Raw genomic sequence first — 25,242 nt, 5'->3', positions numbered from 1 at the left:
CGCGAAATGACTTCACGAGTACCTAAGGGGACTCAGATGACGGGAGGCTGCTTCAAAACGTTGCTGAAGCAGCAGTGAATCGATCTCTTACCAGGGTCCTGAAGAACGCACTGGACAGCGCAGAACACAGCAGGTGTGTGGCTGCTGAAGTGTACCAGCATTACGGCCTTGCTGAGCCCACAAAGACTGATCTGATCGTTTGTTGGTGGAGAGGTCTACTTGCCGGTCTCCTTGGAGATCGGTCCGCCAAGCAGCTTGGGCACCGCGTATGGCAAAGGGCATCAGGTTGGGTCAGCAACTCTTTAGCCCGGAGGCGCTAGGGTGCTCAGCTTCAACGATCTTCCCGAAGGAGTTTGCTACGACACCGCCGCTGCGCAGCGTGCCGCTTGTCTTTACGCCTACTTGAGTAAGCCGCTGATCTCTAGCTTGGCGACTTTCCTCGACGGCAAGAATGTCCTGGAGGTGTTTGCCGGCCGCGGTCACCTCAGCGCCCTCCTCCGGGAGCAGGGCATTCCAGTTATAGCTACCAGCTTGCAAAGCAGTCACGACGGCAGCGATATGCTTGGCCATGCCATCGAAGTTGAAGAAATCAGTGTGATTGAAGCCGTGTCGAAGTACGGCGCCTGGATGGACATACTGCTGGTTGCTTGGCCTACGACCACGGGGGAGATGCACCGAGCTCTAGCCTCCTTGCGACACGACGCCCTGATCGTCTTCATTGGGGAGGTAACGGACTACAGTACTTCTCCCCCGTTCCTTGGGGGCTGCGCCACTGACGCGTTCTTTAGCGCCGTAGAGGAGGTGCCTGAGATGACCCTGATGCTTCGGTACCCTACCCCGCGGCTAGACAAGATCAAGGTGTTCAGGCGCCGCAAGTAGAAAGGCCTACCGGCCTACCCCTTGAACTTCACTTTTCCCGAACCAGCAACGGAATGGTCTCTCGCCGCCGGGTTCCCGCGTACGACGACATCCCCAGACCCGGCAATCCGGGCTTTCACAGACCGAGTGACATGCGCATCAATGCCTCCCGAGCCCGCGATCGAAAGCCTTGCGGCTGCTGCAACAAGATCACTGGCATCTACATCACCAGAGCCGGCGATCTCAACCTCGAGGTCATCGACCCGCCCGAAGGCTGTTACATCGCCGGACCCTTGGATGCTGATCTCAAGGGTCTGCTGGTTCAGTCCATACAGGACGACTTCACCGCTCCCCTGTATGCCCACCGTAGGGGCTTCTGGCAACGCCAGGCCTACAAGGCAACCTCCCGAGGAAACCACTACATTCGCAGATGAGCCTCCAAAGCTCATTGACACCCCGCCACGCCCGCCAATGTGAATCGAACCGCCGGCAACAATGTTGCCTGAACCCGAAACGTGGACTCGGCCACCGCCGCCCTGGATGGTGACGCCCTCCTGCTCGATGACCAGCTTATCGCCATCAATATAGGTTTTGACACGGTTGATAACGTCCCGGTTTTCGCCCGCTACAACCATTTGCGGCTTGGAGCCGGTAAAGAAGACGACGTTGACTGCGCCTATCACGAGCAGCTTTCGAACCTGCTGAACAGGGCGCTCCTCCTTCACATAACCATTGGCGGCTTTCCATTCGTTTTCTTCGTGTGCGGGGCCCATAAGAGAAGCGGTCATAGGTTCAAGTACCTGTGAGTTGAACGATGCCCCAGTCTTTCAAAGTCGTTTCGGTAGCGCGTGCCTATTCGCACCAAGGAGAGGGCCGGATTGCGCCCCTGACACACTGATTTAGACATACCTTCACAGCATGTGCTGTTGGGGTCTGTGGAGTCCTTGCACTTTCCAGACATTGTGGAAAATCACTTCATGCACATGAATCCTTCGGCAAATAGAGGTGCTCGATGAGCGAGGACATTGGGTTTCAGGGGTTTGATGACCTGGACGAATTTGACAGCGCTCCTGTCCACGTCGAGCTGCCTCCGACGATCGAAGCCGCATCGAAGAACACATCAGTAGCGGCCGTTGCTGACCTGATCATTGAGACGTGCCCCAAATGCTTTGGGTCCGGCCGCTACCACCACCGTTCCGAGCACGGAATCGTGTGCCTGAAATGTAATGGCAAAGGAACCCTCACGTTTAAAACCACTGCTGCCCAGCGCTCTGCAGCCCGAGCTAAGGCCGCCGCTAATCGCGAAAAGAAACAGACTGCCAACCTAGAGACCTTCGAGGCTCTGCATCCTGAGTTCGCCGAGTGGTGGCGGGACACAGATTTCGCGTATGCCATCTCGCTACGCGATGACGTCAAGCGGTGCGGGAAACTTTCCGAATCGCAAATCGCTGCCGGCAAAAAGTGCATTGCCAGTTTCAAAGCGATACAGGAGGAAAGGAAGAAGCGCGAGGCAGCAGAAGCAGAGCGGGTAAAAGCCCTACCGGTGCTCGACATGAGCGCGGTCACAACCGCGATGGATCGGGCACGTGGCAACGGCATCAAACACCCGAAAATTCGGCTTCTTGCCGGCGACGTGGGCTTTGTTCTTTCGTTCGCAAGCGAGAAGGGGAAGTGGGCAGGCTCCCTATACCTGAAAGACACAGCGGGCGAGTACCTGGGCCGGATCACCAGTGGGAAGTTCTATCGCAGCCGGGACGTCTCAGGTGAATTGGAGGCCGCAATACTCGTTTCCTGTGGAGCGCCGGCGGAGTCTGCAGTCGCCTATGGCCGTCGAACTGGCTCCTGCTCTTGCTGCGGCCGAGAACTGACAAACCATGCCTCCATAGAGGCCGGGATCGGGCCAATCTGCGCAAGCAATTTCTTCGGTTAGCACTCCAGGCTCAATCCACCTTGAACACCAACAACCAGGTTGCTGACACCGTCGGCGACGGAGAAACGAACTGATGGGATCTCCGACCCACAACAAGCAGCTGCTCGAGCTGATCAATACCGTCAGCGACGACGTGGATTCGGCCGCAAGCAAGGATGACCTGCTGGCGGCTATTCAGAAGGTTCGCGACTTCAAAGGGCCGCTTACTTTTGACAACACCACTCCTGGGATCCTGGCCGGGGTCGGGGCTGCATTCCTACTTCTGGCTATCTGGCTCATGCTCTGGGCGCCGCAGAGCGCTAGACACTGGCTGATCGGCTTCACGGGCATTGATTACACCATTATCCAGATCGTGCCGGCGGTGTTTGGAGTGGTATCTACCCTCTCTGCACTGACCTATATCGGAAGCCGTTCCAGCATGCTTCCAGACCTCTCGCGTCGCATAGCACGGATGTCGTCCTACCTCACTCTTGGCCTCAAGCACATCAGAAAGAATCCAGAGAAGATCCTTTCCCGCTTGATGGCTGAGTTCGCGGACTACCACCGCGGCAACTACAGCCGGGAGATTGAGCTGTCGCTTGGGGGCACATACAAGGGGGCTTTGCACCTCATCCCGTATGTCTTCCATCACCTTCATTACGTGAACAAGCGTGTCGTCGTTGAACGTGTGTCTGATGGAAAGGGCGGATATAGAACCGTGGTTAAAACGGTCTACGACCACTTTGACCGCTACAGCATCGTGTTTCGATTCCCATGGGTACGCGGAATCGCAGTTCGAGCTGATGGCATGTCGGACATCGACCGTAAAACCAGCTGGGAAACCACCTCAACTGATTTCAACAGCTACTTCACTCTCACGGGGCCGACTGAGATGGATTGTGCGAAGTTCGCTAAGCCAACCACTGTCCTGACCCTCCTAGAGCTGCCGCGCTACCTGGCCAGCGCAAATCTCGAGTTCTCCCAAGACGGAAACCTCTGTGTCAGCTTTGGCAACGACAACCTGCTCGACTACTCGATGAAGACGTCCCTGGCTGATCCCGATGCTTTCTATGAGGAAATCGCCAAAGGCGTGCAGCTTCCTCATCTCACTACCGTCCTCCAGCTGGTGCACAGGCTGGCTGAGCAGCACGACGACAACTTCACCCCTATCCCAACCCCCGCATCTATTCAGGAGCAATGAAATCGTGGAAATCTCCGTGATCATCACCATAGCCGTCGTGGCGCTCGTAGTTCTATCCACCATCGGCCTCTACAACGGCATCATCGGCGGCCATAACCGTGCACAACGGGCTTGGTCTGACGTTCTGGCATTCGAGCGTGCCAAGACGAAAGTGCTCGAGGCACTCCTTGAGCAGGCCAAACTGTTCAAAGAGTACGAAAGCAAAGTAGTTGAGACAGTAACCCGGCTGCGGAGCGCAATCAGCGGCCTTCCCAAGGAAGCCAATGGCGATGCCCTGGAAACGGTCGAACGGGAAACCAAGGAGCTCCTGGGCGGCCTGCGCGTCGCGTTTGAGGCCTACCCTGACCTAAAGGCCTCTGAAGTGGTCAACAGCCTGATGCGCGAGATTTCTGAGAAGCAGGACAACGTCGCGGCCTCTATCACCATCTTTAACCGAGAGGTCGAGCGCTTCAACAATGCCATCCAAATGTTCCCTGGCTCCCTGGTGAATAGCTTCCTCAACAAGAAGACCGCTATCAACCCCTTCACCGACGAAGCTGCATCTGCGGGCTTCGAGTACCGCCCGAACTTCTAAACCGCCTGGTCTGGAACTGACATTGTCTGCAGCGGCCGCCTTTGGCCGCTGACTCATACAACATCGAATCTGAGGACAGTCAAATGGGCTGGAAGGCAGTAAAGGAACATTACCAAATCGGGCATATCGTCCACATGCAGCCCCAGGGGCTGTGTATTGGCTCCGGCTACATCCCTGACCTAATCGTCGTTGGACCAGATGGCCAGCTCGTAAAGAAGCTCGATAGCCACTCCAACAAGGACCTTTCTCGCTACCAAGCGGAAATGCTGGCGGATCCTGCAAAGCTTCGAGAGCTTTTGGAGACCCCCGACCAGTTCGCCCGCTCCATCCCGGTATACACCTACAAGGGTGCCGAGATCCTGGAAAAGCACTGCGAGGCCCTGGGTTACCCCAATATCACTCATGATGGGGACCTGCAGTACGAGAACACCTATTCAGGCGATCGCGACCAGGTTGTTCGTTGGGCAAAGAGGAGCGCAGCGCTTGGCGCAGTGCACACGCGTCGCTGGATCGAAGACCTGGAGAAGAAGCTGGAGGAGGCCCGGAATCGCCTGAGCTGCGAAGAGACCAATCTCTCGCTGCTTAATTCGGCACATCCCAGCGTGGAGTATGAGCGGCCTGAAGATTTTTGATCGCCCAGCAAGCTGGTAAATAACCCCGGTAGCTTCCAACAGAGCCGGGGTTTTCTTTTGCCTATTCAGCTACAACCACACCCTGGCCGACATCGTTGGCCAAGGCCATGACGGCACTAAAAATCCCATCCGTGATAGATCTTCCTGAGAAAATCTGCACCTTCAATCTGAAGCCCCTAGAACCTGGCTCGCAGCATACCTCTCCTCTGCCTGCTGGCGCCGGTAGGACTCCTTCTGAAGCACCTCAGGTGAAACTGGCTCGCCAGCGTCGAGGCATTGCCCGATGGCCTTTTCGTGAGCTTTTACGATCTGCAGGTACAGGCTGTCGGTTTCAGCAGCATCGAGCCATCCGATCATTGCCAGAGTTTTGTGCATGGCCAGGCATTCGCCGAAATAGCGGCTCCTGAACTCAGTGGTTTCCTGACGCTGCAGATCTTTGATGGTCTGTTCCAGCTGCCAGACCATACCCTCTTTGTCCATCGGACTGCTTGCACCAAGCATCGAGTTCTGTGCGTAGAGCGGCTCCTTTTGCGCCCCTGCCGCAGTATCTAGCGGAGCCACAAACAGCAAGTCGATTTCGATGCTACCTGCAGTGGTCGCTTCGAGAGCACCAGCAAACCGAAGCCGCTTTACAAAGCCCTGAACGTCGTCAACCTGGTTGACGCCAGCGTCATATGCTTCACGAATCCGTTGCAGCTCAGCGAGATATTCCGCGTTTCCCTGGAGCGCCTGCGCCAAACGCTCAAAGATGCTCTTCATGTTGAGCCTCCCATAAAAGATCGGAGAAGTAGACTACAGCCTACCTCCCAGTGCACGCCTTTCGTAGATGGCTTTGGGCGGGTTCAGGGGGACGATCGGTCTAGAAAGGAAGGCTCAGGGGCAGTTGGCAAAAGCGCTGCGCCTCTTCAATGCATTCTTGCAAGGCCTCGTCATCGCTATCGCAACCGCGGCCAGCACCGAGCATCTCAGCATAAAGACTTTTGAGCGCTTGCTCGCCCGCAGTCCCGCCACTCATCTGGTCGAGAGTCTGCCATTTGGATAGGTCGTCTTCCGGAATGAAGCGGTAGGGATCGTCCACCAGGCCGCAGGAGAACGTGCCTTCTGACCGCTGTAGAAGCGCCTTACAGTTCTGATCGTCGCCAAGCGCAACACCCAGGTCACAGACCTGGGCAATGCAGCAGATGCCGCATCCATTGCAGGGGGAACCGAGAGCCGGTTTATCGAGTGACACGGATTCGATCAGGTGCCACTTCATGAGGATGCTCCAGGGAACAGGCGAGGTCTCTCTATTTTAGAGGGTCTCTTTCCCGCTGGTCATGAAATCCATGAAGAACTCGAACCACAGCCCTTCATTATCCGCGGGTAGTTCTAGAGGGTATCGCTCGGGATCCTCCTTGTGCTTAGCATGCCAAGCAGCCTGGAACCGCGTGATATCTCGCCGTACCTCTTCCACAAAGTCATCAATGCCAGCCACAGTCAGTACCCTCAATAGCAATTGCTGCTAGGTTCCCATGGGCCGGCAGATATGCAAGGAAATGGATCGAGACCTCTACTGTGGCGCCGCCCCTTTCAACTTGATCGTTGCAGGCAGTATCTGGACTCGCTGCAACTCCTCATCGGAAAGGTCAATCATGGTCAGGTTGGCGTGACATTCGTTCTCCGATGAGCCGACGGCGTTAATCAAAGGCCGACCATCCACCCATGGGAGGAAGCACTCAAACTCGGTCATCGTTCTTTCACCTTCGTTAGTTTGCCCTTCACTTCTGCCTCCGTAATGATGTGTCCCTTCTTTAGAAGGTTCAGCCAAAGCGCGTGACAGAAAAGGGTTTTAGTCGGCCGTCTGCGCATGAGCGATTCACGCTCGCTGGCGCTCAAGAGGTGAATTTTGCAAAAGAGGTCAACCGCCTTCTCGAACGCCTCTTCAAAGCCGTGCACCGTGGTGGCAAAAACCTGCTGACCCTTGCCATATCCAGGATATCCAACGATGAAGCAGGGAGTGACGTACGTCCCGTAGTGCGATTTCCGTCCACGCTCAACTCTGAACGCTGCCCGAAGCCCCATTGCAATGATGCCTGGCCCGCCGTTGGCACGCCCACGGCGGATACGGTTTTCCCTTTTGACAGTTTCTGCCTCAGCCCGCCATTTTGCATCCAGCTCATCAGCCAAATGCGATGCTTCACGAGGACTGTACTGCGATAGGGCGAAGTATCTTTGCCTGAGTAGATCAGCTTCTCCGATCGTGGTCACAACTCGGTAGCCCACAAACCCGGCCGGATGGTCGCCCTCCCCGTAGAAGTACACTGCCATGCTAAGCGCCTCTTAATGCGTCACTTCCCATACATAGCCCAAGCTGGCTGAACGGCCACGATCGCGCAGCGATGTCCGGCCACGTGCCCCCAGGCCTCGGTAAATACACGCCATCCCTTCCCGTTGCTGCCATCGTGGCCAGGCTCACGACCATAATCTGCGTTTCTCAGCCAACCAGCGACGAAGCTGACAGCCTCCTTAAGGTCAAGAGGGTACGGAAGCGCCAAAGCATCTTGCTCAGATTTCCATAGGAGAACGAGCGTTTTCTTCCCCTTCTCGGACTCAACCTGCGATTCGCTGTGGCTACTGGTCGGGCTCCCGTAGTAGTCAGTCTTTGTAGCAAGGTTGATCTCCTTGTAGTGAGTAGCCTTGCCACCAACGGCCCCCGGCCAGGCGATGCTCAGCGCCATTTCAAGAGGAGCCTTTCCTTCAGAGGTAATGTCGAGTTGTCGGTTGTCCATACGGCATGTCCACCTTCAGGTATCAAGGAAAGTCAGCAAGTGAATGTCACAGCCCTGATAAAGCTTCTGGAGCTGGCGATAAAGGGCCTTACCCTCTTCAGTCAGGTCTTCAAACGTGCAGACCCAAGTCTGGTGGTCCTCAACGCGAGAACCGGACCACCCAGTAGAACCGATGACCATAGCCGCGACGTAAGGCCGCGACGTGTATTGCTCAATTCCCTGCACCGAGGCATCGGCATACCGGGGGTAATGCCGCGAAACCCATTCACCCTGCGCTTTCTGCTCAGCCGCCAGCGCTGCGAGCAAGGCTTCAGGATCGGATTCGTCGACGATCGGCGACAGAGGTTGCGGGCATTTGTCATCACCTACAAATGTCTCGCTCATCACGTCAAATACATTGGCGCCACAGCAAACGCCGAGCTGGGTATCGAAGTCGCGGTTATCGCAGACCACCAGCTTGACCAGCATCCCGCCTTCGAAGGTGTTCTTCCAGGCGGGATCGTTCACTGGAAAGGCGACCCAGCCCTCGACATCAGTGGATTTACGGTTCATTGGGTGGATCGCCTTATTTGGAAGTGAGCGTTCGAATTAGGTCAGCGGCGTCATACAAGCCCAGGCGATTTGCAAAAGCCCTGAGGTCGCGCAACTGATCATTGGTGGAATCTTGACGTTGCGGCTGCTGCGGAATGCTTTCCAGCAGTTTCTTCAGGTTGTCTGGCATCTTTCTGTCTCCAGTTTCCTGCCCTGAAAAGTCGGGGTGAGATATCCCTTGTGACGATTGGATCTGACACCTTCTATGAAGCAGGGTCAGGCATCGCTTTCAGGCTGAAAATAGTCCAGCCGCCAGGTTGGATAACCAGTAGCAACGTTGCAGTACTCAATCACCGCGGCCAGTTGAAGACCTTGGTTCTCGCACCAATCACGAAGGAACGCCTCGATTTTCTTCGGGGCTCTCCCCTCCCAGCGTTGGCCGCGATTGCCAAAGTGCTTCTCGCACAGGAGGTCATGCTTCTTGAAGTCCCACTGGAGAAGCCGATCGGTATAGATCGTGCCGTTAGGCTTCACCGATGAATCAAGGAATTGGGTGATCGGGTCGTAGCTGTACGGATGACTTTGTTTCGTCCGGGCATTCGGGTCGACGGGCATCCCGTACGAAACATACATCCCGCTTTTGTCTACCTGCATGAGCATCCTCTCTTAGCAATTCAATAGCGCTTCAAGCGACTTACAGACTGCATTCTCTCGCACTCCCAAAGAATGCAACTGTCTCTCGCAGTTCTCAGCGTTAGAGCGCTGTAGCCGCGTGCTCCTCAACCAGGCGAAGGGCTTTTTGCATGTCTTCTACGGTGATTTCGCGATCACCAGATCGATCCGAGCAGCACCACAAAGCTCCAGTTTTGGGCGAGTTGCCACCCATGCCGTTTCGAGCTTGTTCATACCGAGCAAACGGTACCAACGCCTCAGTCAGGATCTTATTCGTGACCTTCAACTCATCCGACCCCGTCTCGGCTACGACTCCTTGAGCGGTTGCGCCTAACTCGATCTCCAGAGCTGCCTCAATGTCATCCAGGGCCTTGAGCTCATGCTCGATAAAATTACGGTCATCCGGATCGCCTTTGAGCATGAGCGTGTCTGTCAGCGCCTCACGCCATGCCGCAATATGGGTGCTCACCATGTCAGCGAAGGAAATGTGTCCTTTCAGGTGCTCTTTACCGGTCATGATCTTTATCTCCTTTGTGTTGGGTGGCTATTTGGTCGAGGGTTACGCCATCGACTATTCGGACAAGCAACACCTGCTCGCCGGCCCCCTGCTTGCAGTCTTCCGCCGAAGGCTTGTTTCCAAAAACCGCGTACTGGACGCCATCAGTTGCAGCCACAGACATTTTCTGCGTCGGTCCGCCATCGTCGCCACCAACAACGGCGTACGCGGCTACCGAAGACACCTTTAGCGCCTCGAGCTGGTCCCTGAGAGAGACAAGGGCACGCTCCGCCTCGTCTGCTCGAAGCTTCTCTTTCAACCGCTCGCTCTCATTGGATGCAAGCTCCTTCGCAAGGGAGTCGTAATCCGAACCCAGTACCAGCTCAGTCATCTCCCGGAGGGCGAACTCCTTGGATCGGGCCAAGCCATCAAGACCTGGTGCATAGAATCGGCGAACCTTGGCCATAATTTTCCTCCCCAAGAGGATACCGTTCAGGGGCTACTCTCAAGCAGCCATCTACACTCAATTCTCCCATCCTTTTTGAAACCGCAAGTCATCTGTCCGCCCCTGGAACCGGGCCTGTAAGTCAACCTCGCATGCTGGTCTGGCCTCTTGCAGTTCCAGCAAAAAATGAGAGCCTTAGGCCGATCAACAATCAGAAGGCCTTCCATGAAAAATTCGCTCAATGAACTGCCCCTGGTGATGGGCGACGGGGAACTACCGTTTGCTCTCAACTTCAAGAGCGGCCTGCCGCCGAACAGCTACGGGCCAGTGGTATTTCTCTTGGATAACGGATCGATCCATGAGGGGAAAATCGTGGATTCCGAAACCTTCAAAGCTGGGGCTCTTCTGACTTTCAGCTTTGCCGGGGTTATCCCTGAACCGCTGGAGATTCCAATCCATCGCGTCATCGGATACGCCTATGCAGGCCCCCAGCATCCGTTCGCGAGTGAGCTGCCAACCTGACTTTGAGGTAAGCCCTGCTAAAGGACATGAAGCGATGACAGATACCGCACCGCCACCTGATGGATACGATCTGCTGTCAGCTGAGGATATGGAAGCCAGAATCAAGTCTGGCGACCTTCTCTGGAACGATGGCGAATGTGAGTGGCAGAGTCCCACGGGGAGTGAAATAGGTGACTACGTGTACGGGTACTTCGCTGTCGCTAGACAAGCTGCAGGCAAATAAACAGCCGCCCCCTATTAGCCCCGGTTTACGGGGCTGATTGCCTGATGATTACTTCTCTCGACTGCGAAGATACTTCTGATCAAAGTCAGTAGCCGAGACGCCCGTCATGTCTATCAGAAGCAAGCCCCTAAACCGAAACTACGTGCTCCTCCCCTGGGTCGCGCTTCTGCTCGCTATGTTCATCACCTGGGCGAGCACCAGGGACTACTCTGGCGCTCCCCCTGCCAGGATCTTCGCAAAGACCGCCGTGAGCACAGCAGTCGGCAACATCACCAGTATTCATCTCCATGAGACGTCCTCTTCGACTTCGACCACGCTGGTAACTGACGTAGGGAGCTTCCACGTACGTGGAGCGGTATCAGCTGCGCTTGGTGACGGGGTGACTCTCACGAAAGAAACGACAGGCTCAACCGAGCGGACCTTTGCTTGCATTGAGTCCAAGATCAAGACCGGGTGCTACGATCTGCTGTAACGGCCACCAGTCGGCGGCCGCCCAGCGACCTCTTCAACCCACTTCCGCTGCCTTCGTAGCCAGGTGCTCGCGTACGAATTTCTCGGCACGGGCCTGCCCTCGCTCATAGCTGCGAGCCAGCTGCTTCTGCGCATCAACCAGAGCCCGGCGCCCATACTTTCTGATTATCTCGTCCTGAATCTGCTGCACCACCGGTGATTCATAGATGGGAGCCACATTGAGTGTTCCCATCATCCCGGCGGCCGTGTAATCCCGAGTGTTCATGTACACCTGGTTGTCACGGCGATCCAGAACCTGAAACCCCAGCGCCTCGTAGTACGGCACCTTCTCAATAGAGCAGCTCAGTCCCGCATGTGGGAACAGCGCCAGCATCTCGTTAACCATCGCGCGCGCGATACCCTGACGCCGGCGCCGGCCGGAGACAGCCATGTAGGTCACGCCGCAGGCATCAGGGCAGCCATTTACTGGCAGGTAAATGAGGAACCCAATCAACGCACCAGCTTCGTCTGTGGCCTGAACCATTCCGACCTTGATGTCACCGGTCTGGCCAATATGCTCGACATACACGCCAATCTCTACGCCGATCGCGTGCTTATAGACCTCGTACATCAGGTTGCTCGGCGGTACTGCCAGGAGGGTGATATCGGTGAGGTTCTCTACCGCCAGTTCAACAACCTGGAGGGCAATATGTGGTCCGGGATAGTCCCGAACATGGGTGATCGTAAAGCTCATGCTGTCGCCTTTCTAATCAGGGTGGCCTGGACCAATGGGTGAAGATTTTCACTCCTTTGGCGGTTAGCCACAAATTTCTCACCAAACCTTAAAACCGCAACACGGCCAGGCCACGGGCCCAATTTGAGATTGCATATTCACCAGGGCATGCAGAATCGGAGTCATCGCTGACTACCTAGGGAAGCATTTCAGTGCCTGACTTCTACTACACGATTAAGGGAAAAAAACCTTCTGAGTATGTTCCCTCCTATGAATGGGCCTGGCCTCCAGTCTATAGCGGCCTGGTGAGTGCTCCTGATAAGAAAAAGGCCAAAGAACTGATCGAGGAGGAATACAGCCGCACCTTCCCTCTCCGGGTCCTGAAGAAGGACATGGATGAGCATGCCTATCTGCTTAGGATCGAGGAGGTTGACCCAACCAACGAGTACATCCTTCGCCGGTTCCGCCAGACAAACTGCAAGGAATGCGGGGCTGGTTTCCGACTTATCGACAAGTACAACGATGCGCACGCCGACTTCAAAGGGAAGGACTACTGCTCGAAGAAATGCGCCGACGCCGGCAAACTGAAAGACGTCCAGGAATACCGCCTGGCGGGGGAAAGCAAACTGCCCCCAGTGATCTACCAAATCCGGCAGCGGTCAACCGGCATGAGCTATGTAGGCCAGACAACACAACCCTTCACCCTGAGGTGGTGGCAGCATCTGTGCACGCCAACCGGGTGCAAATTCCATGAGGCACTTCGTGCTGCGCCCGTCACTGACTGGGAATACACGGTGCTCGAAAGCATCAGTTTCCCTGAAGACTGCAAAGATAAAGCCGCCTACATCTATGACCGAGAGCGGCATTGGATAGAAACCCTGAACAGCGTTACCACGGGTTTCAATACTGTCCGACCTTCAGGGATCAACCCTCAGCAGCCCCTGGAGTTGAGCCACGATCTGCAGCAAATCAGCTGAAATCAGGAGCTCCGACTACAAACCACCCTGGGACAGATTCCACATGTAGACAGATCTGTCTAGTTTTTCCCTCTTTGGGGTACGGATTGAGCTAAAAAGGCTTTTCGTACGGATGATCATGTGCCCTCAATCTGATTGCAGGGGGCACCATGACATTGAAAATAATCTCGCTGGGCAAGGGCAAGCGGGCCAGGAGCGGATGGCCACTTACAGGCGCACCACTATTCGCACTCCTGATTTTCCAATCAACAGCCTCTGAAGCTGCCAGCTGCCTGTACGACAGAAGCAATTACGTTTACATGGCCGACTGCACCTACTCCGAAACGGAGATCTGCGACGGCTCAAACAGCCACGACTGGAACGCGGTCATCAATGGGTCCAGGTTCACAATCAAAGGCCCGCAAAGCAGCAAGCCGCAGAACTGGGGCTCTCACGCGTTTACCGCCGGCGGGAAGTCCTACTATTTCGGCAGCAGTCGAAGCAGCGCGTTCTCAGGTAACTGGACCGAGTACGAGCTCTGCGGGGAATTCAACTCTGCACCCACCGTAGCCAACCGCAGCCTTACAACAGCCGAAGATGCGACCGGCTCGATTGCCCTGTCCGCCACAGATCCTGATGCTGGTGATACGCACACCTTTACGATCATCACATCGCCCGGCGCCGAGGCCGGCACAGCCTCGATTGCAGGCTCGACCTTACTGTTCTATCCGAAGCCGAACTGGAACGGCTCCACCAGCCTCACCTACAGAGCAACAGACTCGAAAGGTGCTGTATCAAACACCGCTACAGTCACCATCACCGTCACACCGGTGAACGACCCGCCGGTTGCTCAAGCCAAAACCCTCACCACTGACGAAGATACTTCGGGCAGCGTGGTACTCACGGCAACTGACATTGACTCACCTGCACCAACCATCTTCCAGATAGTCACTCAGCCTAACGCTGCGCATGGTAACGCTTCACTCAGCGGTTCCACACTGACCTTCAATCCGGCTCGGGATTGGAATGGCACCACCACCCTGACCTATAGAGCTCAAGACTCCAGTGGCGCGTGGTCGGCGCCAGCAGTTGTCACCATCATCGTTCGCCCGGTGAACGATCCACCAGCTGTCGCTGGCCGATCAATCACTACTGCCGAAGACACTCCGGCGACACTCACACTCTCAGCCTCAGACATCGACAGCTCGAGCTTCACTTTCGAAGTAGTCAGCCAGCCTGGGCATGGGTTCGCCTCAATCTACGGTGGGAAACTGACCTACACCCCGCCGGAAGACTGGTACGGGACCACCAGCCTTACCTACCGAGCCAAGGACGACGCCGGCGCCTGGTCCAACGTGGCGACGATCGCGATCACTGTAACCCCAGTGAATGACCCGCCTGTTGCGCTTCCGCTCACACTCACCCTGCCCGAGGACACACCGGGAGCAGTGACACTGAAGGCTACCGACATTGATAGCCTCCAGACGTTCGTCTTCGAAATGGTCACCCCTCCTTCAGCAGTAAGCGGCTCAGCATCGATCCAGGGCGACCGCCTTTTGTTCACGCCAGCAGTGGACTGGAATGGCACCACCTCAGTGTCTTACCGGGCAAAGGATCTGGAAGGAGCATGGTCGGCTCCGACCGTGGTGACTGTGGTCGTCACTCCGGTGAACGACCAGCCTACACAGGCGGGCCGCATGGTTACTCGCACGACCGAGAGCGTACCCGTTGTCACAAGGGGTTCTGTCTCAAATTGAGGATTTGGGGGGTGGCAGACATTCTGCCACCTGCTGACTCATTTCCAATTAAGCAACCGACACCCCATTCATTGGGACTGATAGGCAGATCATTAGCCACTAAGTAGTGGAACAATCACTGAATCAAAGAAGAGGTCATGAGTATATGTCTTTGTTTTACAAGGTATTTTCACGTATAATGCGGGCAGCGGGCAGCGGCCGCTGCTGTAGTACTTACTTTAGGAACGCTATGCTCACCAATAGCAATGGGGGCAGGCTCCACCTGTTACTACAGTGGCAACATGAGCCAAGGCGGTACCGCCGTTTACTACAGCAGTGGCAACAAAAAGTGGGTTTGGACGCTGAACAACAACGTCTTTAGCAACTCAAGCGCAAGCACCGTCAGCTATGCCGGAACGACTTATCAGCGCGGTAGCTACAGAACAAAATTCAGCGGACAAGGTTATAGCGTTGACGCCTATGAACTCTGCGTCGTTGACTTGAATACTGCACCAACGGTATCTAGCACATCCCTCACAACACCTGAGGACACTCCCACGTCAATACAGCTTTCGGCTGCTGATCCAGACGCAGGAGACACTCACACTTTTACGATCATCTCCTCTAACCCTGCTCACGGGACTGCTTATGTCTCAGGGAAGACTCTTACATTTACGCCGGCCACAAACTGGAATGGGACGACCACGCTCACATACAAAGCAACAGACTCAGACGGTGCGGATTCGAATATTGCGACCATAACGGTGACCGTCACACCAGTAAATGATGCGCCCGTGTCTCAAGCAAAAACTCTGTCGATTGACGAAGATACTTCCGGATCAATCACCCTTTCTGCTACTGATGTCGACTCACCTGTGCCTGTTGTTTTCCAAATCGTCACATCCCCAAATGTTTCGCATGGATCTGCGGTAATTTCTGGGGCGACCCTGACTTTTACACCTGCAGCAAACTGGAACGGCAGCACCTCTCTCACCTATCGAGCTCAAGACACAAGTGGTGCATGGTCCGCACCAGCTGTAGTCACCATTACAGTTCGACCTGTGAATGACCCACCAGACGTGTCTCCTCGCTCGCTCATTCTTGCAGAGGACTCAGTAGGAAAGCTCACCTTGACCGCGGCTGATGTGGACAGCTCGATTTTCACATTTGAAATCGTCGAACAACCAGCGTCGGGCTTCGCATCCGTGTCGGGCTCCCTTCTGACTTACACGCCACCAGTAGACTGGTTTGGGACTACGACCATTGTTTACCGAGCTAAGGATGATGCTGGAGCCTGGTCAGGGCCAGCAACGATCACAATTACAGTCACACCAGTGAATGACCCACCAGCTGCGGAATCGCTGACGCTTACCATGCCTGAGGACACACTTGGAGCGGTGACGCTGAAAGCCACTGACATTGATAGCCTCCAGACATTCGTCTTTGAAATGGTCACTTCTCCTCCAGCCGCTAGCGGCTCAGCATCGATCCAGGGCGACCGCCTTCTGTTTACGCCGGCACTGGACTGGAATGGCACCACCTCAGTGTCCTACCGGGCAAAGGATCTAGAAGGAGCATGGTCGGTTGCGGCCGTGGTGACTGTGGTCGTCACGCCGGTGAACGACCAGCCTACCCAGGCGGGCAGGATGGTTATTCGCACGATCGAGAGCGTGCCTGCGGTTGTCAGGGGCACAGTTTCACATTGACGTACAGGGCTGGCGAATTAGCCAGCCAATAAGCCCTGTCTGGGGGCTCAACCGATCGTCCGTTATACCGGCTCAGAGTGTTGAATAGAGGCTCGCACCTCACTCGACTCTGAGCCCGTATGTCTGAAGACAACATTTTCCTTAGTCACGAACCCACAGGTGCACCTTCCAGACAATCAGCGGCTGTGCTCCTGGATAAGGTGACCATATCAATCGATCTACCCGGCGCAACTGAAGAGGTTGTGCCAGGTGTTTTATGGGGCCCAGTGGAAGGGTTCCCCTCTCCCGCCTATTGGGCCTATCAGATCCTATGCCGTCGTATCTTGGGCATCACTGTCAACTACAAGCTTGGGGCCACCCTCAAAGAGGAAATTGGCGCCTGCCTACTTGGTGGGCACGGAATCCCCGCCAGAATTGGCGTCGCTGCGTTTCATCATGTCAGGCAGAAAGGTGCGTTTCATGGCATGCCACCTGATGAGCAGACGCTGCAGAACTGGCTGAAAGAGCCCCTGCAGGTGGATGGCCGGCAGGTGCGCTACAGATTCGCTGCCCAGAAGGCGAGATACCTGTCCGCTGCTTTGTCAGCTGCAGACGTGGAGGGGCCACCCTGCTCAAGCGGAAAGGCACTTCGAAACTGGCTGCTCGAGCTACCAGGGATCGGCTACAAGACAGCATCCTGGATTGCCCGCAACTGGCTCGACGCCGACGACGTGGCCATCCTCGACATCCATGTGCTGCGAGCTGGACAGCTAGGGCGGTTCTTCAGCCCTGGCCTCACCGTGGAACGCCACTATCTAGCTCTTGAGGAGCAGTTCATCCAGTTCAGCCATGGGCTCGGCGTTAGGCCGTCTGAATTGGACGCACTCATTTGGCTGGAGATGAGCAGCGCCAATGCAATCGTTCATACCCTCCTGAAATCCCTGGAGAAACCCGCTAAGTAGAGCTGCAGCCTGCGTTCAGGTCCCCAAAATTGCATGTTTGGGCTCAGCCAGCATGCTCCTTATATCGATCGCCTACAGGTACTCGCAGCGGTGACTTGGCCACTTGCAAAATGGGAGTCCCGTGAGAGCCTGAATGCATCTCTTGCCCACAGGGCAGGATCTGAACAAGCGCCGCCAAAGATTGAGGCCCACATGTCCGACCTGATTCTCGCCGACGAACACGAAGAGCCGAAGTTCGAACGGATCAACCGCGTTCAGACCATCGATGCCGGGCAGTACGTCCGGGCAACTGTAGATCTGCCTGATGAACTGATCCCACTCGGTGAAATCTTGGCGATCTCGGATGTCGCCTATGTCGACAACCTCCCGCACACCATCAAGCTTCGCGCACATCCACGCCACTACGGCCATCAGGACAAGCGCAAGGTCAAGCACAAGGGCTGGGAGCTCACTACGCACGCCTTCCTTCTGAAAGACTTCCTGGGAAGCTTCGAGCAAGTAAGCGTCGAAGAGGCGCAAGCTAAACGTGCCCAGGAGCAGCAGGAGGCCATGTCTCGAATCAATGAGATGCAGGCCGATATCCAGGATGTGCAAACCAACCCAGCCCGCCTAGCTCAGATCATTTCAGAAGGCCTGGCTGAGCGCAGGAAAGAGCGTGGCGAAGACGAACCAACTACCCTCCCCGCTTTGACCGACGGGCTCCCGCCACTCACCCTGGGCACAGCTATCGCGCGCGGCGTCACCGAAGCGAGCATGATCCAACTTCGTGGCCAGGCAGACCACCAGAGAGACATTGTCAGCATCAAGGCCGAATGGCTGAAGAAAGCAACACAGAAGCTTTCAGCCGCATTTTCTGCGATGGCGCCCTACTACACCGAACAGGTCGAGATTCCCATGGCTCGCGCTAGGGAAATGCAGGAACAGGTCAAGCGGATCAGCGATGGCCTCCAGTCCCTGGATCTTTATCTTGGGAAGGATGTGTACGTTCACCGCGTTGCAAGCGGCAGAAGCGCTTCCGAGGACCAACCTCTTACCATCGTCCAGCGAAAGCTGGTCATGACAGAAGAGTTGGCAGTGTTCCTCGACGTCAACGACAGCACCGATCACAACTCGATTAACCGCTTCCTCTCCTTGCTCGGCAAGGAACCTGCCCTCGTCGACCAAGTGTTCCTGGCTCCTCGCTGTGTGCTCTGCATGGCAGCCACCCGCCGCCATGTGTCCTACAAAGACGCCTCCCCGCTGGAAAGCGCTCTGGAGAACATGGAAAACAAGAAGGTGTTCCTTCTGGTTCGCGATGGCGAGAACATCTTCTACGTCAGCTCGCCGGTAGAGAGCCACCTTGAGGCTGCACGCCTCTTCCCCACCAAGGATGAGACCGACAAGATTTTTCGAGGCGTAGATGGCTCTGCAATCACCTTCGAGAGCCTCCGGTACACGTCCTCCCTCACTCAGCATGAACGGCATGCGCTTCATTACAAGCGCCTGCTGATCCTGCTTTGCGGCCTCGACCATCGCGAGAAGCTTTTCGGTAACTTCTACGCCGGCGGTGAGAGTCTGAACTTCGTGTCGATGGACTTCCAAGAGAAGCACATGCGCTTCATCTCTGACGACGATGAAGCCACCCTGCTTGCCGGCGCCGACCGCCCCGCTCCTGTCATGGACTGGCTGCGCAGCCGAAACCGCTATCTCACCAGTGGCGCCCGCGTCTTTGGGGTATGGAAGGATATCGTCTCAAACGAAGGTGCTTGCCCTGGTGGAGTCCAGTTTTCTGCCCAGTACGAAGGCGAGTCAGGGGTTCTGATTGCCTTCAAGGGAGACAAGGGTACGGCTGTCGAACTGGACGTGACGATCAACAAAAAAGCCCGCAAGGTGAAGGCCTATCCTCGCGGTTACCGTCGCAGTAACGAGGGCTTCGATAACTCGCTGCCTGTCCCCTACCTGGTGCTTGATGCTATAGAGCCGGAGCAGCTCCACTTCTACATTCACGATCGGTTCTCTCGGATCGAGAATGTCGCCTACCTCCGTCTCTTTAAACGTGCCTTGGCCTGGCTGAACGCGGAGCGTGAAGCGGAAAAACCTGCTCGCGAACGCATGCTGCAAGCCATCGTTAGCAATGGTATCTGCGCAGCTGAGAGCGCACCGGAGACGCTCAATCACGCTATTCGGCTGTGGCGATCGGCCAACCGCGGCAAAGCACTCCCGTCGCTGGGAGACGAAGGGTCTTCGGACTGGAATGAAGTGCTGGATGTCGTCTACCTCCTCGAGCATGGCAAGGCTACCCAGCTCGAGCGAATCAATGCCTATCTCGATGCAGAGGGGTACGCACTTGTCCGCCTGTGTGTCACCGGCCGCGCTCGCCTGGTCGCTTACGTCGAGCCAAAAGCCGAGGAACGTGATGACCGCTTAACACCCCATGTCTGGCTGCACCGTATTGTGCTGCGCCTGGGCAAACGGACTGTCACTGAGATGAGCCGATCCTGGGAGCGCCTCCCGGCTTTCGATGCGGCGGAGCATGAGATCGTCTCCTCATGCAATGAGGCACCCTGGCTTTCGACCTATAGCGGGTTCTCCAGCCACAAGCAGAAGCAGGACCTGTTCCTGGCCTGCGAGAAGGGATTTTTCTTCCTCCGTGATCTCGCCTCGAACGAACAGCGTGTGCGTGAATTTGCAGAGGAATACCTGATTAAGCGCAGGCAAGCCAAAGGGTCGCACGGCAGCGTCCCTCATATCGGACTAGCACTGCCGATCGGCCTGGTGCACCACAAGCAGGGCTCGCGCGAGAACATCCGAGCCATCTGCGTAAGCGACTATCTCGCGAGCGATGCTATCTACTCGCTGCTTGAGGACGGGGCTTTCAAAGAAGACGTTAGATGGTAAGTATTGGGTTCCAGGCCAAGCTCTGTAGCCTCTGAGGCGAATTACGAAGTTATATGTACCCTGTTTTATACCCGGTTTTGAATTTGTAGGTGGTTTGTGTCGCACACCTGGTAGTGTGGAAAGGACTGCGAATGCTGCTGCCTGGTGGAGGGCCTAGCTTTCGGCTATTACCACGCAGGAATAAACGCTCGGTCTGCGCGAGGCTGACCGAGCGTAAGCAAGTGGTCAAGCGACCAATTGCAGGGCGGTATCCAGAGCGCGTTGCTTGATCTGCGCGCCCTGCCCGAACCAGGCTGAGTCCAGCCGGTACTCAATGCTACGCGCACGACGTTCGTGGTCGACATATTCGGTCACCGCGTTGAGCAGCCCCCAAGCAGTGCCGCGAGCTGAGTCCAATTGGCTGCCTCGTCCACGTCCTTCGTACAGCTCCTGCACTTTGCGCAAGGCGCGCTCATTCGGCAGAACTTCTGGCAAGTTGCCGGTCGGTGAGGTTTCGCACATCACGTTCATGAAAAACCCCAAGGCCTCATGCCACTGCACTTTGCGTTCGGCCAGAGCACGCATGCGATACATGAAGTCTTCCCATTGCGAGACGGCGATGCCGAGTTGCTTCTTTACCGCCTTCGGATCAAAGCGGGTGTTGTGCGGCACCTTGATCGCACGAGTAGTACCGTCCAAAGCGACAGTGAGGGTGTTGTTGCACACCACGCGCACAGTGGTCGGCGTTGCCGTCGTGGCCAATGTACCGTCGCAGGACGTGGCCAACAGCAGGTAACCGTTGACCTGGTCGTTGCCCTTAAGGGTAGACCCTTGCCCGGTACGTGCCAGCGCCCAGAACTTACGACCGCCCTTGAGCACGCCGGCTGTTTCCAGCTCGTAGCCGGAGAGCTCGGTCAGGTCGCGGTAGAACTCCAAGACCTCCCGAGGTTGTACCGTGTGATAGCGCTGGGAAACCACCGACAACGGTGCCTTGGTGTCTGAGCGGTAGAGGACCTTTTGTTCAGGGAAGGAGTGAATGGCCCCCAGGTGGCCGACGGCATCCGACTTGAAGTGCACAGGGCTTTCCAAGATTTGCCAGTTCATACCGGCTTCGCGCTGCCAGAGTTCAATGGATTGTTTATGCGGCAGATTGTTGCCCAGGCCGTGCCAGGGGGTAGTCCCAACATAAGCCATTTGTTCGATTTGATGAGCCATGGGAGATATTCCTTTGAGCAATAGCCGGCATAAAGCGCTGCGCATTGCACAGCACCGGCAGAAATAGGGAGTGGAAAGGGGGCGTATAAGCGGAATAGGGATCGCGGGGCGTCAGTCGTAGAGGCTGAACTCGTGCCCACATTCCAGGCACTGGTAATTGTTCAACACTCTCTCATCGATTTGAGAGCCAATCGCTGCACCAGCTACCGCTCCGGTCGCGCCACCTACGAGCCCTCCGAAGATGGCTCCGGTAATACCGCCCAGGGCAATGCCGACAGGGCCGGCAAAAGCACCGACAGTCGCGCCAGCCTCGGCACCTGCTAGTACGCTGGACACGCCACTGGCGGCACCACCAATCGATCCGATGACACCACCGGCCTTTTTGCCGAGATCCTTCGTTGCAATGCGTGCAGAACTACATACGGGACAGTTCATGAGAGAAATTTTCCTATATCAGGCCGATTTAACCGCGGGAGAAGGCCTACTGCTAGGCCTTCAAATTAATGATATAGGTTTGAAAATTATTTGAATCTAATTTGCTGGTGGTATCTGGCTGAGAGTGGTTGCCTTCTTAGCATTGATAGACTTGGTGTTGGTATGTTTCGGTCGTTATGGCTGGTTTGGGCTAAGTGTTGCGAAGCAGTTTAGAGTTTTGCAGCTTTTCTGAGATGTATAAGCCTTTTTCAGTTTCTATCTCTACGAGTATTTCTAGTGCTCGAGCTCGACTGATTTCGTGTTGTTCTGAAATTTTGTCTAGCATCTCGATGGTCTTGTCTGACAGGACAAAGTTATACTGTGACTTGCCCTTTAGGGTGCTTCTGTACTTTCTTTGGTTCCATAGTTTTTTAATTTTCCCAATATAAAGTTCTTCTTTCTCGCTGGTGTAATTCGCGTTGTCGAAAAAGATCAGTAGGTCTTCATATGTTTCGATGGGAGTGCGGAAGATGGTGAGGTATGTGTTCTTTTGTAGCCACTCGTAAGCGAGAGAGCATTTTTGGTTGTCGTCTTTAAACCATGAGTATTTTTTGTCGTGGGCTTTGTGGTCGCGCCACCGCTGCTCCAGACTTTTGATTAGAGATGTCTTTTCGGTAAGGTCTCGTTCCCAGACGTCAAGTACTGCTATAGGGAGATCCTTTCCAGAAAGATTGAATGGGAAGTTAAATTGACTGTGGTTGGTTGAGCTTTGAATTTCTTTTGTTAGCCATTCCACTAGTCGACGTTCGTTCGTGATCCACTCTAGATGTTTCTTGGGGATGAGTTGCTCTCGTCTTTTTTGCAGTAGTGGATCGACCTTCCATCTGTTCGCTTGGAGGTATCGAGCCATCTTGTTTCGCATTCCATGGTCTGGGAGTGCTTCTTTATTGAAACTTTGTTCGAAGAAAACGAGTGTGTACCAAAGCCATATGTCATGGCGCTCGCTGTACTCGGAATCGCCGAGAACCTGGCTTAACTCATCGTTGTAACGTATCGCCATACTAGGATCACTCTATGCAAACTCAAGGGTGAAGCTAGATTTAACCTATCGTGATTATTGAGTCAATCTAGATGTGCTCTAGTAGTAAAAAACTTTATTAGATCCACGATTTCACTGGCTCTGTAGGTGTGTTTTTGGCTATTTACGTTTGAAAAAGGCAAGTCCTCTGAGGCGAGCATGATCCCCCAGAAGGGTGCTGAGGGTAGGAGGCAATGGGCGGATGGCGAGAGGGCGGCGTGCCGACAAGGTGTGGGGTGGGTTCGTCGTCCGTCAAATTTTACTGGCCTTGCCAATCCTCTGGACGAATACAGGAGCTACGTTCATGAGGATAATCCGCCTGAAAGAGGTCATGGATCTTACTGGTCTTTCCCGATCCACGATTTATAAGTACATAGCAGAAGGTCAGTTTCCAATTCCGGTGCCGTTAGGGGATCGATGCGTCGGCTGGCTAGAAAGCGAAGTTCACGACTGGATTCTCGCTAAGGTGGCTGAGCGTGATAAAGCTTTAGGCCTGGCTAGCTGATAATTTGCGTTGACGAGCATAGTCGTCATCATGATCCGGTTGATGTCGGATCATGATGGTTTTTTACCGGAGTTGAATGAGTGAGGTATTTGCTGGTTTTTATAGTGGTTTGGTCAGTATTGGCGGGTAATGTGTTGTTATTTTGTTTTCGGTATGGGTAGTATGCTTTTATTAAGTAACTATCAATTGTGCTGTTAGAGCGGCTAATGCTTGCTTCTGCCGATGGCTGTCTGTATCTATATCCATCATGATGTGAGAATGGCTAATGCTTACTCGTGCCGCTGATTCTATATCTACCCAATACCTAGCATGATATTGCCTGTCTGAAGTCTATCCACTCCCTAGTAGACCCCTTGGTGTCTAGGGCAACCCAGTGCATCACATGCTACCCAAGCACTTATCTCCCTAGTGATTCTCTCTTCAGGCTAGGTGATGTGCAGGATGTTTGGCTAGGGGTGGTTGGCGCCGTGTAAATCGTAAATAAATACCACGCTTGCTGAGTATATGAGTCTTAGCAAAGAGAGTGGTTACCATGCTGCGTCATCCCGATAACACCAACCTTCACATTCACGCTGGCGATCTGTTTGAAGGTCTTCCAGTCATGATCGAGAAGGGGCCATTTGTAACTGAGTACTTGGCTGCATTGAAACGCACCGTTGAAAACACTCTTAGCCAGTATCCGAGGCTTTTAGCCTTTAGAATCGATCTACGTCTGCCAATCGGTATCGACTTGCCTGATTATGCATACACCAATCAGGTCATCAGCAGGTTTATTGAGTCGTTCAAGGCCAAGATCGAGCACAACCGAATGAAGGCTTGTGAGCGGAATCCGTATGCTCATGGAAGTAAGGTCCGTTACGTATGGGCCAGGGAGGAGGGGACAAGGCAACGCCCGCATTATCACGTTCTGATTCTGCTCAATCGAGATGCCTTCTACACGGTTGGTAAGCTGCACTCTGATAACGCCAACATGATCAGTCGCCTGCAGGAGGCGTGGGCTAGCGCCTTGGGGCTGCAGGTCGATCAGGTGACAGGTCTGGTCGAGATTCCTGCCAACCCAGTGTACAGAGTGGATCGCGGGGACACTGGAGGGTTGTCTGACCTGTTTCACCGTGCCAGTTATCTTTGCAAGGTCGCCTCTAAGGCGTATGGAAATAGTCAGCATGGCTTTGGATGCAGCCGGGGGTAATGCCGCTCCTGCTGAGAGCCAAGATGGCCAAAATTGTAAGCGGTCTGGCGTGATTCGCTACCAGTGCTCAAGGCCGCTCAATGAGCGGCCTATTTATTGTGCGTCAGGCATGGCGCGTTGAGCGTAAGCGCAACCGGCTTGCAGGGGCCATCGTTTTCATGCTCTACGCCGATGATTGGAAACATCTACGTCTGTAGTCAGAGGGTTGGCGGACGGATGATGGACAGTGTAGAACGCCTCTTGAAGCAGCGCCTGAAGCTGACGGTGAATCGGAAGAAGGGCCGAGTTGCACGAGCTTGGAAGTGTGGCTACTTGGGCTATGGCATGAGCTGGCATCAACAGCCAAGGCTTCGCGTGGCAGCGATGAGCCTTGGCTGCTTGCGTAACCGGCTCCCGGAGCTGCTGCGCGGAGCGCGAGGCCACGAACACCCTCGTGCGAATAAACCCTGTGCTGCGCGGCTGGGCGAGTTACTTCGAGCTTTGTCAGAGCAAGCGGCCGCTTGAAGAGCTGGATGGCTGGGTCATCGTGAGTGACATTACTCGATTCTCGGTGTCTTTCCCGCGCTTGTATCGTCAGTCAGCTCTGCTTTGAGGTCTAGATGTTTGCCGTAGGTTGGGGTATTGCTGTATTT

The 25,242-nt window shown here is 55.1% G+C and carries 28 protein-coding genes and 1 pseudogene; 14 read left to right on the top strand and 15 right to left on the bottom strand.

Annotated features, from left to right (window positions below; translation table 11 throughout):
* Window positions 1–321: 321 nt before the first annotated feature.
* Window positions 322–879 (top strand): hypothetical protein, encoded by a 558-nt coding sequence (locus YA0848_RS19095; RefSeq protein WP_065085916.1) that lies wholly within the window; start codon window positions 322–324, stop codon window positions 877–879.
* A gap of 14 nt (window positions 880–893) precedes the next feature.
* Here YA0848_RS19095 and YA0848_RS19090 read toward each other — a convergent pair whose 3' ends face one another.
* Complete coding sequence (locus YA0848_RS19090; RefSeq protein ID WP_083196217.1) at window positions 894–1,646, bottom strand: GIN domain-containing protein; 753 nt, start codon at window positions 1,644–1,646, stop codon at window positions 894–896.
* A gap of 224 nt (window positions 1,647–1,870) precedes the next feature.
* Between YA0848_RS19090 and YA0848_RS19085 the strand changes: the two genes are divergently transcribed.
* The 4 genes from YA0848_RS19085 to YA0848_RS19070 all read left to right on the top strand — a co-directional run bounded on the left by YA0848_RS19085 (window position 1,871) and on the right by YA0848_RS19070 (window position 5,174).
* On the top strand, window positions 1,871–2,788 hold the full coding sequence (locus YA0848_RS19085) for a DUF6011 domain-containing protein (RefSeq protein ID WP_065085919.1): 918 nt from the start codon (window positions 1,871–1,873) through the stop codon (window positions 2,786–2,788).
* A 73-nt stretch (window positions 2,789–2,861) separates the two neighbouring features.
* Entirely contained in the window at window positions 2,862–3,968 is a 1,107-nt protein-coding gene (locus YA0848_RS19080; protein WP_065085920.1) for a hypothetical protein, read from the top strand.
* A 4-nt stretch (window positions 3,969–3,972) separates the two neighbouring features.
* Window positions 3,973–4,542 carry a LemA family protein gene (locus YA0848_RS19075; protein WP_065085921.1) on the top strand — a complete coding sequence of 190 codons (570 nt, stop codon included), beginning with the start codon at window positions 3,973–3,975 and terminating at the stop codon, window positions 4,540–4,542.
* An 83-nt stretch (window positions 4,543–4,625) separates the two neighbouring features.
* Window positions 4,626–5,174: a hypothetical protein gene (locus YA0848_RS19070; RefSeq protein ID WP_065085922.1), complete on the top strand. Its 549-nt coding sequence runs from the start codon at window positions 4,626–4,628 to the stop codon at window positions 5,172–5,174.
* A 162-nt stretch (window positions 5,175–5,336) separates the two neighbouring features.
* Here YA0848_RS19070 and YA0848_RS19065 read toward each other — a convergent pair whose 3' ends face one another.
* The 10 genes from YA0848_RS19065 to YA0848_RS19020 all read right to left on the bottom strand — a co-directional run bounded on the left by YA0848_RS19065 (window position 5,337) and on the right by YA0848_RS19020 (window position 10,107).
* Window positions 5,337–5,933, bottom strand: coding sequence for a hypothetical protein (locus YA0848_RS19065; protein WP_065085923.1), 597 nt, complete (start codon window positions 5,931–5,933; stop codon window positions 5,337–5,339).
* A 100-nt stretch (window positions 5,934–6,033) separates the two neighbouring features.
* A complete protein-coding gene (locus YA0848_RS19060) occupies window positions 6,034–6,429 on the bottom strand; it encodes a hypothetical protein (protein WP_065085924.1) in 396 nt (131 codons plus the stop codon).
* 294 nt (window positions 6,430–6,723) lie between these two features.
* Window positions 6,724–6,903, bottom strand: a complete 180-nt coding sequence (locus tag YA0848_RS19055; RefSeq protein WP_065085926.1) for a hypothetical protein — start codon at window positions 6,901–6,903, stop codon at window positions 6,724–6,726.
* Window positions 6,900–7,481 carry a hypothetical protein gene (locus YA0848_RS19050; RefSeq protein ID WP_065085927.1) on the bottom strand — a complete coding sequence of 194 codons (582 nt, stop codon included), beginning with the start codon at window positions 7,479–7,481 and terminating at the stop codon, window positions 6,900–6,902. Before YA0848_RS19050 ends, YA0848_RS19055 begins: the two co-directional genes overlap by 4 nt.
* Window positions 7,482–7,501: 20 nt before the next feature.
* A complete protein-coding gene (locus YA0848_RS19045; RefSeq protein ID WP_141678528.1) occupies window positions 7,502–7,942 on the bottom strand; it encodes a hypothetical protein in 441 nt (146 codons plus the stop codon).
* A gap of 15 nt (window positions 7,943–7,957) precedes the next feature.
* Window positions 7,958–8,494, bottom strand: coding sequence for a hypothetical protein (locus tag YA0848_RS19040; protein ID WP_065085929.1), 537 nt, complete (start codon window positions 8,492–8,494; stop codon window positions 7,958–7,960).
* 13 nt (window positions 8,495–8,507) lie between these two features.
* Window positions 8,508–8,663, bottom strand: coding sequence for a hypothetical protein (locus YA0848_RS19035; protein WP_176707286.1), 156 nt, complete (start codon window positions 8,661–8,663; stop codon window positions 8,508–8,510).
* 86 nt (window positions 8,664–8,749) lie between these two features.
* A complete protein-coding gene (locus YA0848_RS19030) occupies window positions 8,750–9,127 on the bottom strand; it encodes a hypothetical protein (protein ID WP_232925137.1) in 378 nt (125 codons plus the stop codon).
* 100 nt (window positions 9,128–9,227) lie between these two features.
* The gene (locus tag YA0848_RS19025) at window positions 9,228–9,662 is read right to left on the bottom strand and encodes a hypothetical protein (RefSeq protein WP_065085930.1); all 435 of its coding nucleotides are present in this window, start codon (window positions 9,660–9,662) and stop codon (window positions 9,228–9,230) included.
* Window positions 9,652–10,107, bottom strand: coding sequence for a hypothetical protein (locus tag YA0848_RS19020; RefSeq protein ID WP_065085931.1), 456 nt, complete (start codon window positions 10,105–10,107; stop codon window positions 9,652–9,654). Before YA0848_RS19020 ends, YA0848_RS19025 begins: the two co-directional genes overlap by 11 nt.
* A gap of 204 nt (window positions 10,108–10,311) precedes the next feature.
* On the opposite strand from YA0848_RS19020, the gene YA0848_RS19015 reads away from it, so the two are divergent.
* Window positions 10,312–10,608 carry a hypothetical protein gene (locus YA0848_RS19015; protein ID WP_065085932.1) on the top strand — a complete coding sequence of 99 codons (297 nt, stop codon included), beginning with the start codon at window positions 10,312–10,314 and terminating at the stop codon, window positions 10,606–10,608.
* Between the two features lie 728 nt (window positions 10,609–11,336).
* Here the strand turns inward: YA0848_RS19015 and YA0848_RS19010 are convergent.
* A complete protein-coding gene (locus YA0848_RS19010; RefSeq protein ID WP_065085934.1) occupies window positions 11,337–12,035 on the bottom strand; it encodes a GNAT family N-acetyltransferase in 699 nt (232 codons plus the stop codon).
* Between the two features lie 191 nt (window positions 12,036–12,226).
* Here YA0848_RS19010 and YA0848_RS36425 point away from each other — a divergent pair, with 191 nt between their 5' ends.
* The 5 genes from YA0848_RS36425 to YA0848_RS18985 all read left to right on the top strand — a co-directional run bounded on the left by YA0848_RS36425 (window position 12,227) and on the right by YA0848_RS18985 (window position 20,230).
* Entirely contained in the window at window positions 12,227–12,991 is a 765-nt protein-coding gene (locus YA0848_RS36425; protein WP_065085935.1) for a GIY-YIG nuclease family protein, read from the top strand.
* 149 nt (window positions 12,992–13,140) lie between these two features.
* Entirely contained in the window at window positions 13,141–14,727 is a 1,587-nt protein-coding gene (locus YA0848_RS19000) for an Ig-like domain-containing protein (RefSeq protein ID WP_083196218.1), read from the top strand.
* A 281-nt stretch (window positions 14,728–15,008) separates the two neighbouring features.
* Window positions 15,009–16,412 carry an Ig-like domain-containing protein gene (locus tag YA0848_RS18995; protein WP_176707275.1) on the top strand — a complete coding sequence of 468 codons (1,404 nt, stop codon included), beginning with the start codon at window positions 15,009–15,011 and terminating at the stop codon, window positions 16,410–16,412.
* A gap of 119 nt (window positions 16,413–16,531) precedes the next feature.
* Complete coding sequence (locus tag YA0848_RS18990) at window positions 16,532–17,353, top strand: 8-oxoguanine DNA glycosylase (protein WP_176707276.1); 822 nt, start codon at window positions 16,532–16,534, stop codon at window positions 17,351–17,353.
* A 192-nt stretch (window positions 17,354–17,545) separates the two neighbouring features.
* The gene (locus YA0848_RS18985) at window positions 17,546–20,230 is read left to right on the top strand and encodes a hypothetical protein (protein ID WP_198731396.1); all 2,685 of its coding nucleotides are present in this window, start codon (window positions 17,546–17,548) and stop codon (window positions 20,228–20,230) included.
* 225 nt (window positions 20,231–20,455) lie between these two features.
* On the opposite strand, the gene YA0848_RS18980 is transcribed toward YA0848_RS18985, so the two are convergent.
* From YA0848_RS18980 to YA0848_RS18970, 3 genes are all read right to left on the bottom strand, one after another.
* Window positions 20,456–21,424 (bottom strand): DUF932 domain-containing protein, encoded by a 969-nt coding sequence (locus YA0848_RS18980; RefSeq protein ID WP_014003958.1) that lies wholly within the window; start codon window positions 21,422–21,424, stop codon window positions 20,456–20,458.
* Between the two features lie 111 nt (window positions 21,425–21,535).
* Window positions 21,536–21,859, bottom strand: coding sequence for a hypothetical protein (locus tag YA0848_RS18975; protein ID WP_014003959.1), 324 nt, complete (start codon window positions 21,857–21,859; stop codon window positions 21,536–21,538).
* 190 nt (window positions 21,860–22,049) lie between these two features.
* Window positions 22,050–22,898: a hypothetical protein gene (locus tag YA0848_RS18970; protein WP_014003960.1), complete on the bottom strand. Its 849-nt coding sequence runs from the start codon at window positions 22,896–22,898 to the stop codon at window positions 22,050–22,052.
* 322 nt (window positions 22,899–23,220) lie between these two features.
* On the opposite strand from YA0848_RS18970, the gene YA0848_RS18965 reads away from it, so the two are divergent.
* The 3 genes and pseudogenes from YA0848_RS18965 to YA0848_RS18955 form a co-directional block, all read left to right on the top strand.
* Entirely contained in the window at window positions 23,221–23,421 is a 201-nt protein-coding gene (locus YA0848_RS18965) for a helix-turn-helix transcriptional regulator (RefSeq protein ID WP_181126733.1), read from the top strand.
* Window positions 23,422–23,953: 532 nt separating this feature from the next.
* Window positions 23,954–24,610, top strand: a complete 657-nt coding sequence (locus YA0848_RS18960; protein WP_198731395.1) for an inovirus Gp2 family protein — start codon at window positions 23,954–23,956, stop codon at window positions 24,608–24,610.
* Between the two features lie 142 nt (window positions 24,611–24,752).
* Window positions 24,753–25,133: pseudogene (locus YA0848_RS18955) on the top strand (group II intron maturase-specific domain-containing protein); the annotation flags it as partial.
* Between the last annotated feature and the right edge of the window lie 109 nt (window positions 25,134–25,242).

The organism is Pseudomonas sp. S4_EA_1b (assembly GCF_016307435.1).
In the GTDB taxonomy this organism is placed as follows: Bacteria; Pseudomonadota; Gammaproteobacteria; order Pseudomonadales; family Pseudomonadaceae; genus Aquipseudomonas; species Aquipseudomonas rhodesiae.
The sequence above is the reverse complement of the archived record's forward strand: the minus strand, read 5'-3'. Positions and strand labels throughout refer to the sequence as shown.

What these genes read in the sequence shown, in the direction of transcription:
- YA0848_RS19090 (WP_083196217.1), bottom strand. Translation starts at nt 1,646, where the DNA reads ATGACCGCTTCTCTTATGGGCCCCGCACACGAAGAAAACGAATGGAAA.
- YA0848_RS19085 (WP_065085919.1), top strand. Translation starts at nt 1,871, where the DNA reads ATGAGCGAGGACATTGGGTTTCAGGGGTTTGATGACCTGGACGAATTT.
- YA0848_RS19080 (WP_065085920.1), top strand. Translation starts at nt 2,862, where the DNA reads ATGGGATCTCCGACCCACAACAAGCAGCTGCTCGAGCTGATCAATACC.
- YA0848_RS19070 (WP_065085922.1), top strand. Translation starts at nt 4,626, where the DNA reads ATGGGCTGGAAGGCAGTAAAGGAACATTACCAAATCGGGCATATCGTC.
- YA0848_RS19065 (WP_065085923.1), bottom strand. Translation starts at nt 5,933, where the DNA reads ATGAAGAGCATCTTTGAGCGTTTGGCGCAGGCGCTCCAGGGAAACGCG.
- YA0848_RS19060 (WP_065085924.1), bottom strand. Translation starts at nt 6,429, where the DNA reads ATGAAGTGGCACCTGATCGAATCCGTGTCACTCGATAAACCGGCTCTC.
- YA0848_RS19055 (WP_065085926.1), bottom strand. Translation starts at nt 6,903, where the DNA reads ATGACCGAGTTTGAGTGCTTCCTCCCATGGGTGGATGGTCGGCCTTTG.
- YA0848_RS19050 (WP_065085927.1), bottom strand. Translation starts at nt 7,481, where the DNA reads ATGGCAGTGTACTTCTACGGGGAGGGCGACCATCCGGCCGGGTTTGTG.
- YA0848_RS19045 (WP_141678528.1), bottom strand. Translation starts at nt 7,942, where the DNA reads ATGGACAACCGACAACTCGACATTACCTCTGAAGGAAAGGCTCCTCTT.
- YA0848_RS19040 (WP_065085929.1), bottom strand. Translation starts at nt 8,494, where the DNA reads ATGAACCGTAAATCCACTGATGTCGAGGGCTGGGTCGCCTTTCCAGTG.
- YA0848_RS19035 (WP_176707286.1), bottom strand. Translation starts at nt 8,663, where the DNA reads ATGCCAGACAACCTGAAGAAACTGCTGGAAAGCATTCCGCAGCAGCCG.
- YA0848_RS19030 (WP_232925137.1), bottom strand. Translation starts at nt 9,127, where the DNA reads ATGCAGGTAGACAAAAGCGGGATGTATGTTTCGTACGGGATGCCCGTC.
- YA0848_RS19025 (WP_065085930.1), bottom strand. Translation starts at nt 9,662, where the DNA reads ATGACCGGTAAAGAGCACCTGAAAGGACACATTTCCTTCGCTGACATG.
- YA0848_RS19020 (WP_065085931.1), bottom strand. Translation starts at nt 10,107, where the DNA reads ATGGCCAAGGTTCGCCGATTCTATGCACCAGGTCTTGATGGCTTGGCC.
- YA0848_RS19015 (WP_065085932.1), top strand. Translation starts at nt 10,312, where the DNA reads ATGAAAAATTCGCTCAATGAACTGCCCCTGGTGATGGGCGACGGGGAA.
- YA0848_RS19010 (WP_065085934.1), bottom strand. Translation starts at nt 12,035, where the DNA reads ATGAGCTTTACGATCACCCATGTTCGGGACTATCCCGGACCACATATT.
- YA0848_RS19000 (WP_083196218.1), top strand. Translation starts at nt 13,141, where the DNA reads ATGACATTGAAAATAATCTCGCTGGGCAAGGGCAAGCGGGCCAGGAGC.
- YA0848_RS18995 (WP_176707275.1), top strand. Translation starts at nt 15,009, where the DNA reads ATGAGCCAAGGCGGTACCGCCGTTTACTACAGCAGTGGCAACAAAAAG.
- YA0848_RS18990 (WP_176707276.1), top strand. Translation starts at nt 16,532, where the DNA reads ATGTCTGAAGACAACATTTTCCTTAGTCACGAACCCACAGGTGCACCT.
- YA0848_RS18985 (WP_198731396.1), top strand. Translation starts at nt 17,546, where the DNA reads ATGTCCGACCTGATTCTCGCCGACGAACACGAAGAGCCGAAGTTCGAA.
- YA0848_RS18980 (WP_014003958.1), bottom strand. Translation starts at nt 21,424, where the DNA reads ATGGCTCATCAAATCGAACAAATGGCTTATGTTGGGACTACCCCCTGG.
- YA0848_RS18975 (WP_014003959.1), bottom strand. Translation starts at nt 21,859, where the DNA reads ATGAACTGTCCCGTATGTAGTTCTGCACGCATTGCAACGAAGGATCTC.
- YA0848_RS18970 (WP_014003960.1), bottom strand. Translation starts at nt 22,898, where the DNA reads ATGGCGATACGTTACAACGATGAGTTAAGCCAGGTTCTCGGCGATTCC.
- YA0848_RS18965 (WP_181126733.1), top strand. Translation starts at nt 23,221, where the DNA reads ATGAGGATAATCCGCCTGAAAGAGGTCATGGATCTTACTGGTCTTTCC.
- YA0848_RS18960 (WP_198731395.1), top strand. Translation starts at nt 23,954, where the DNA reads ATGCTGCGTCATCCCGATAACACCAACCTTCACATTCACGCTGGCGAT.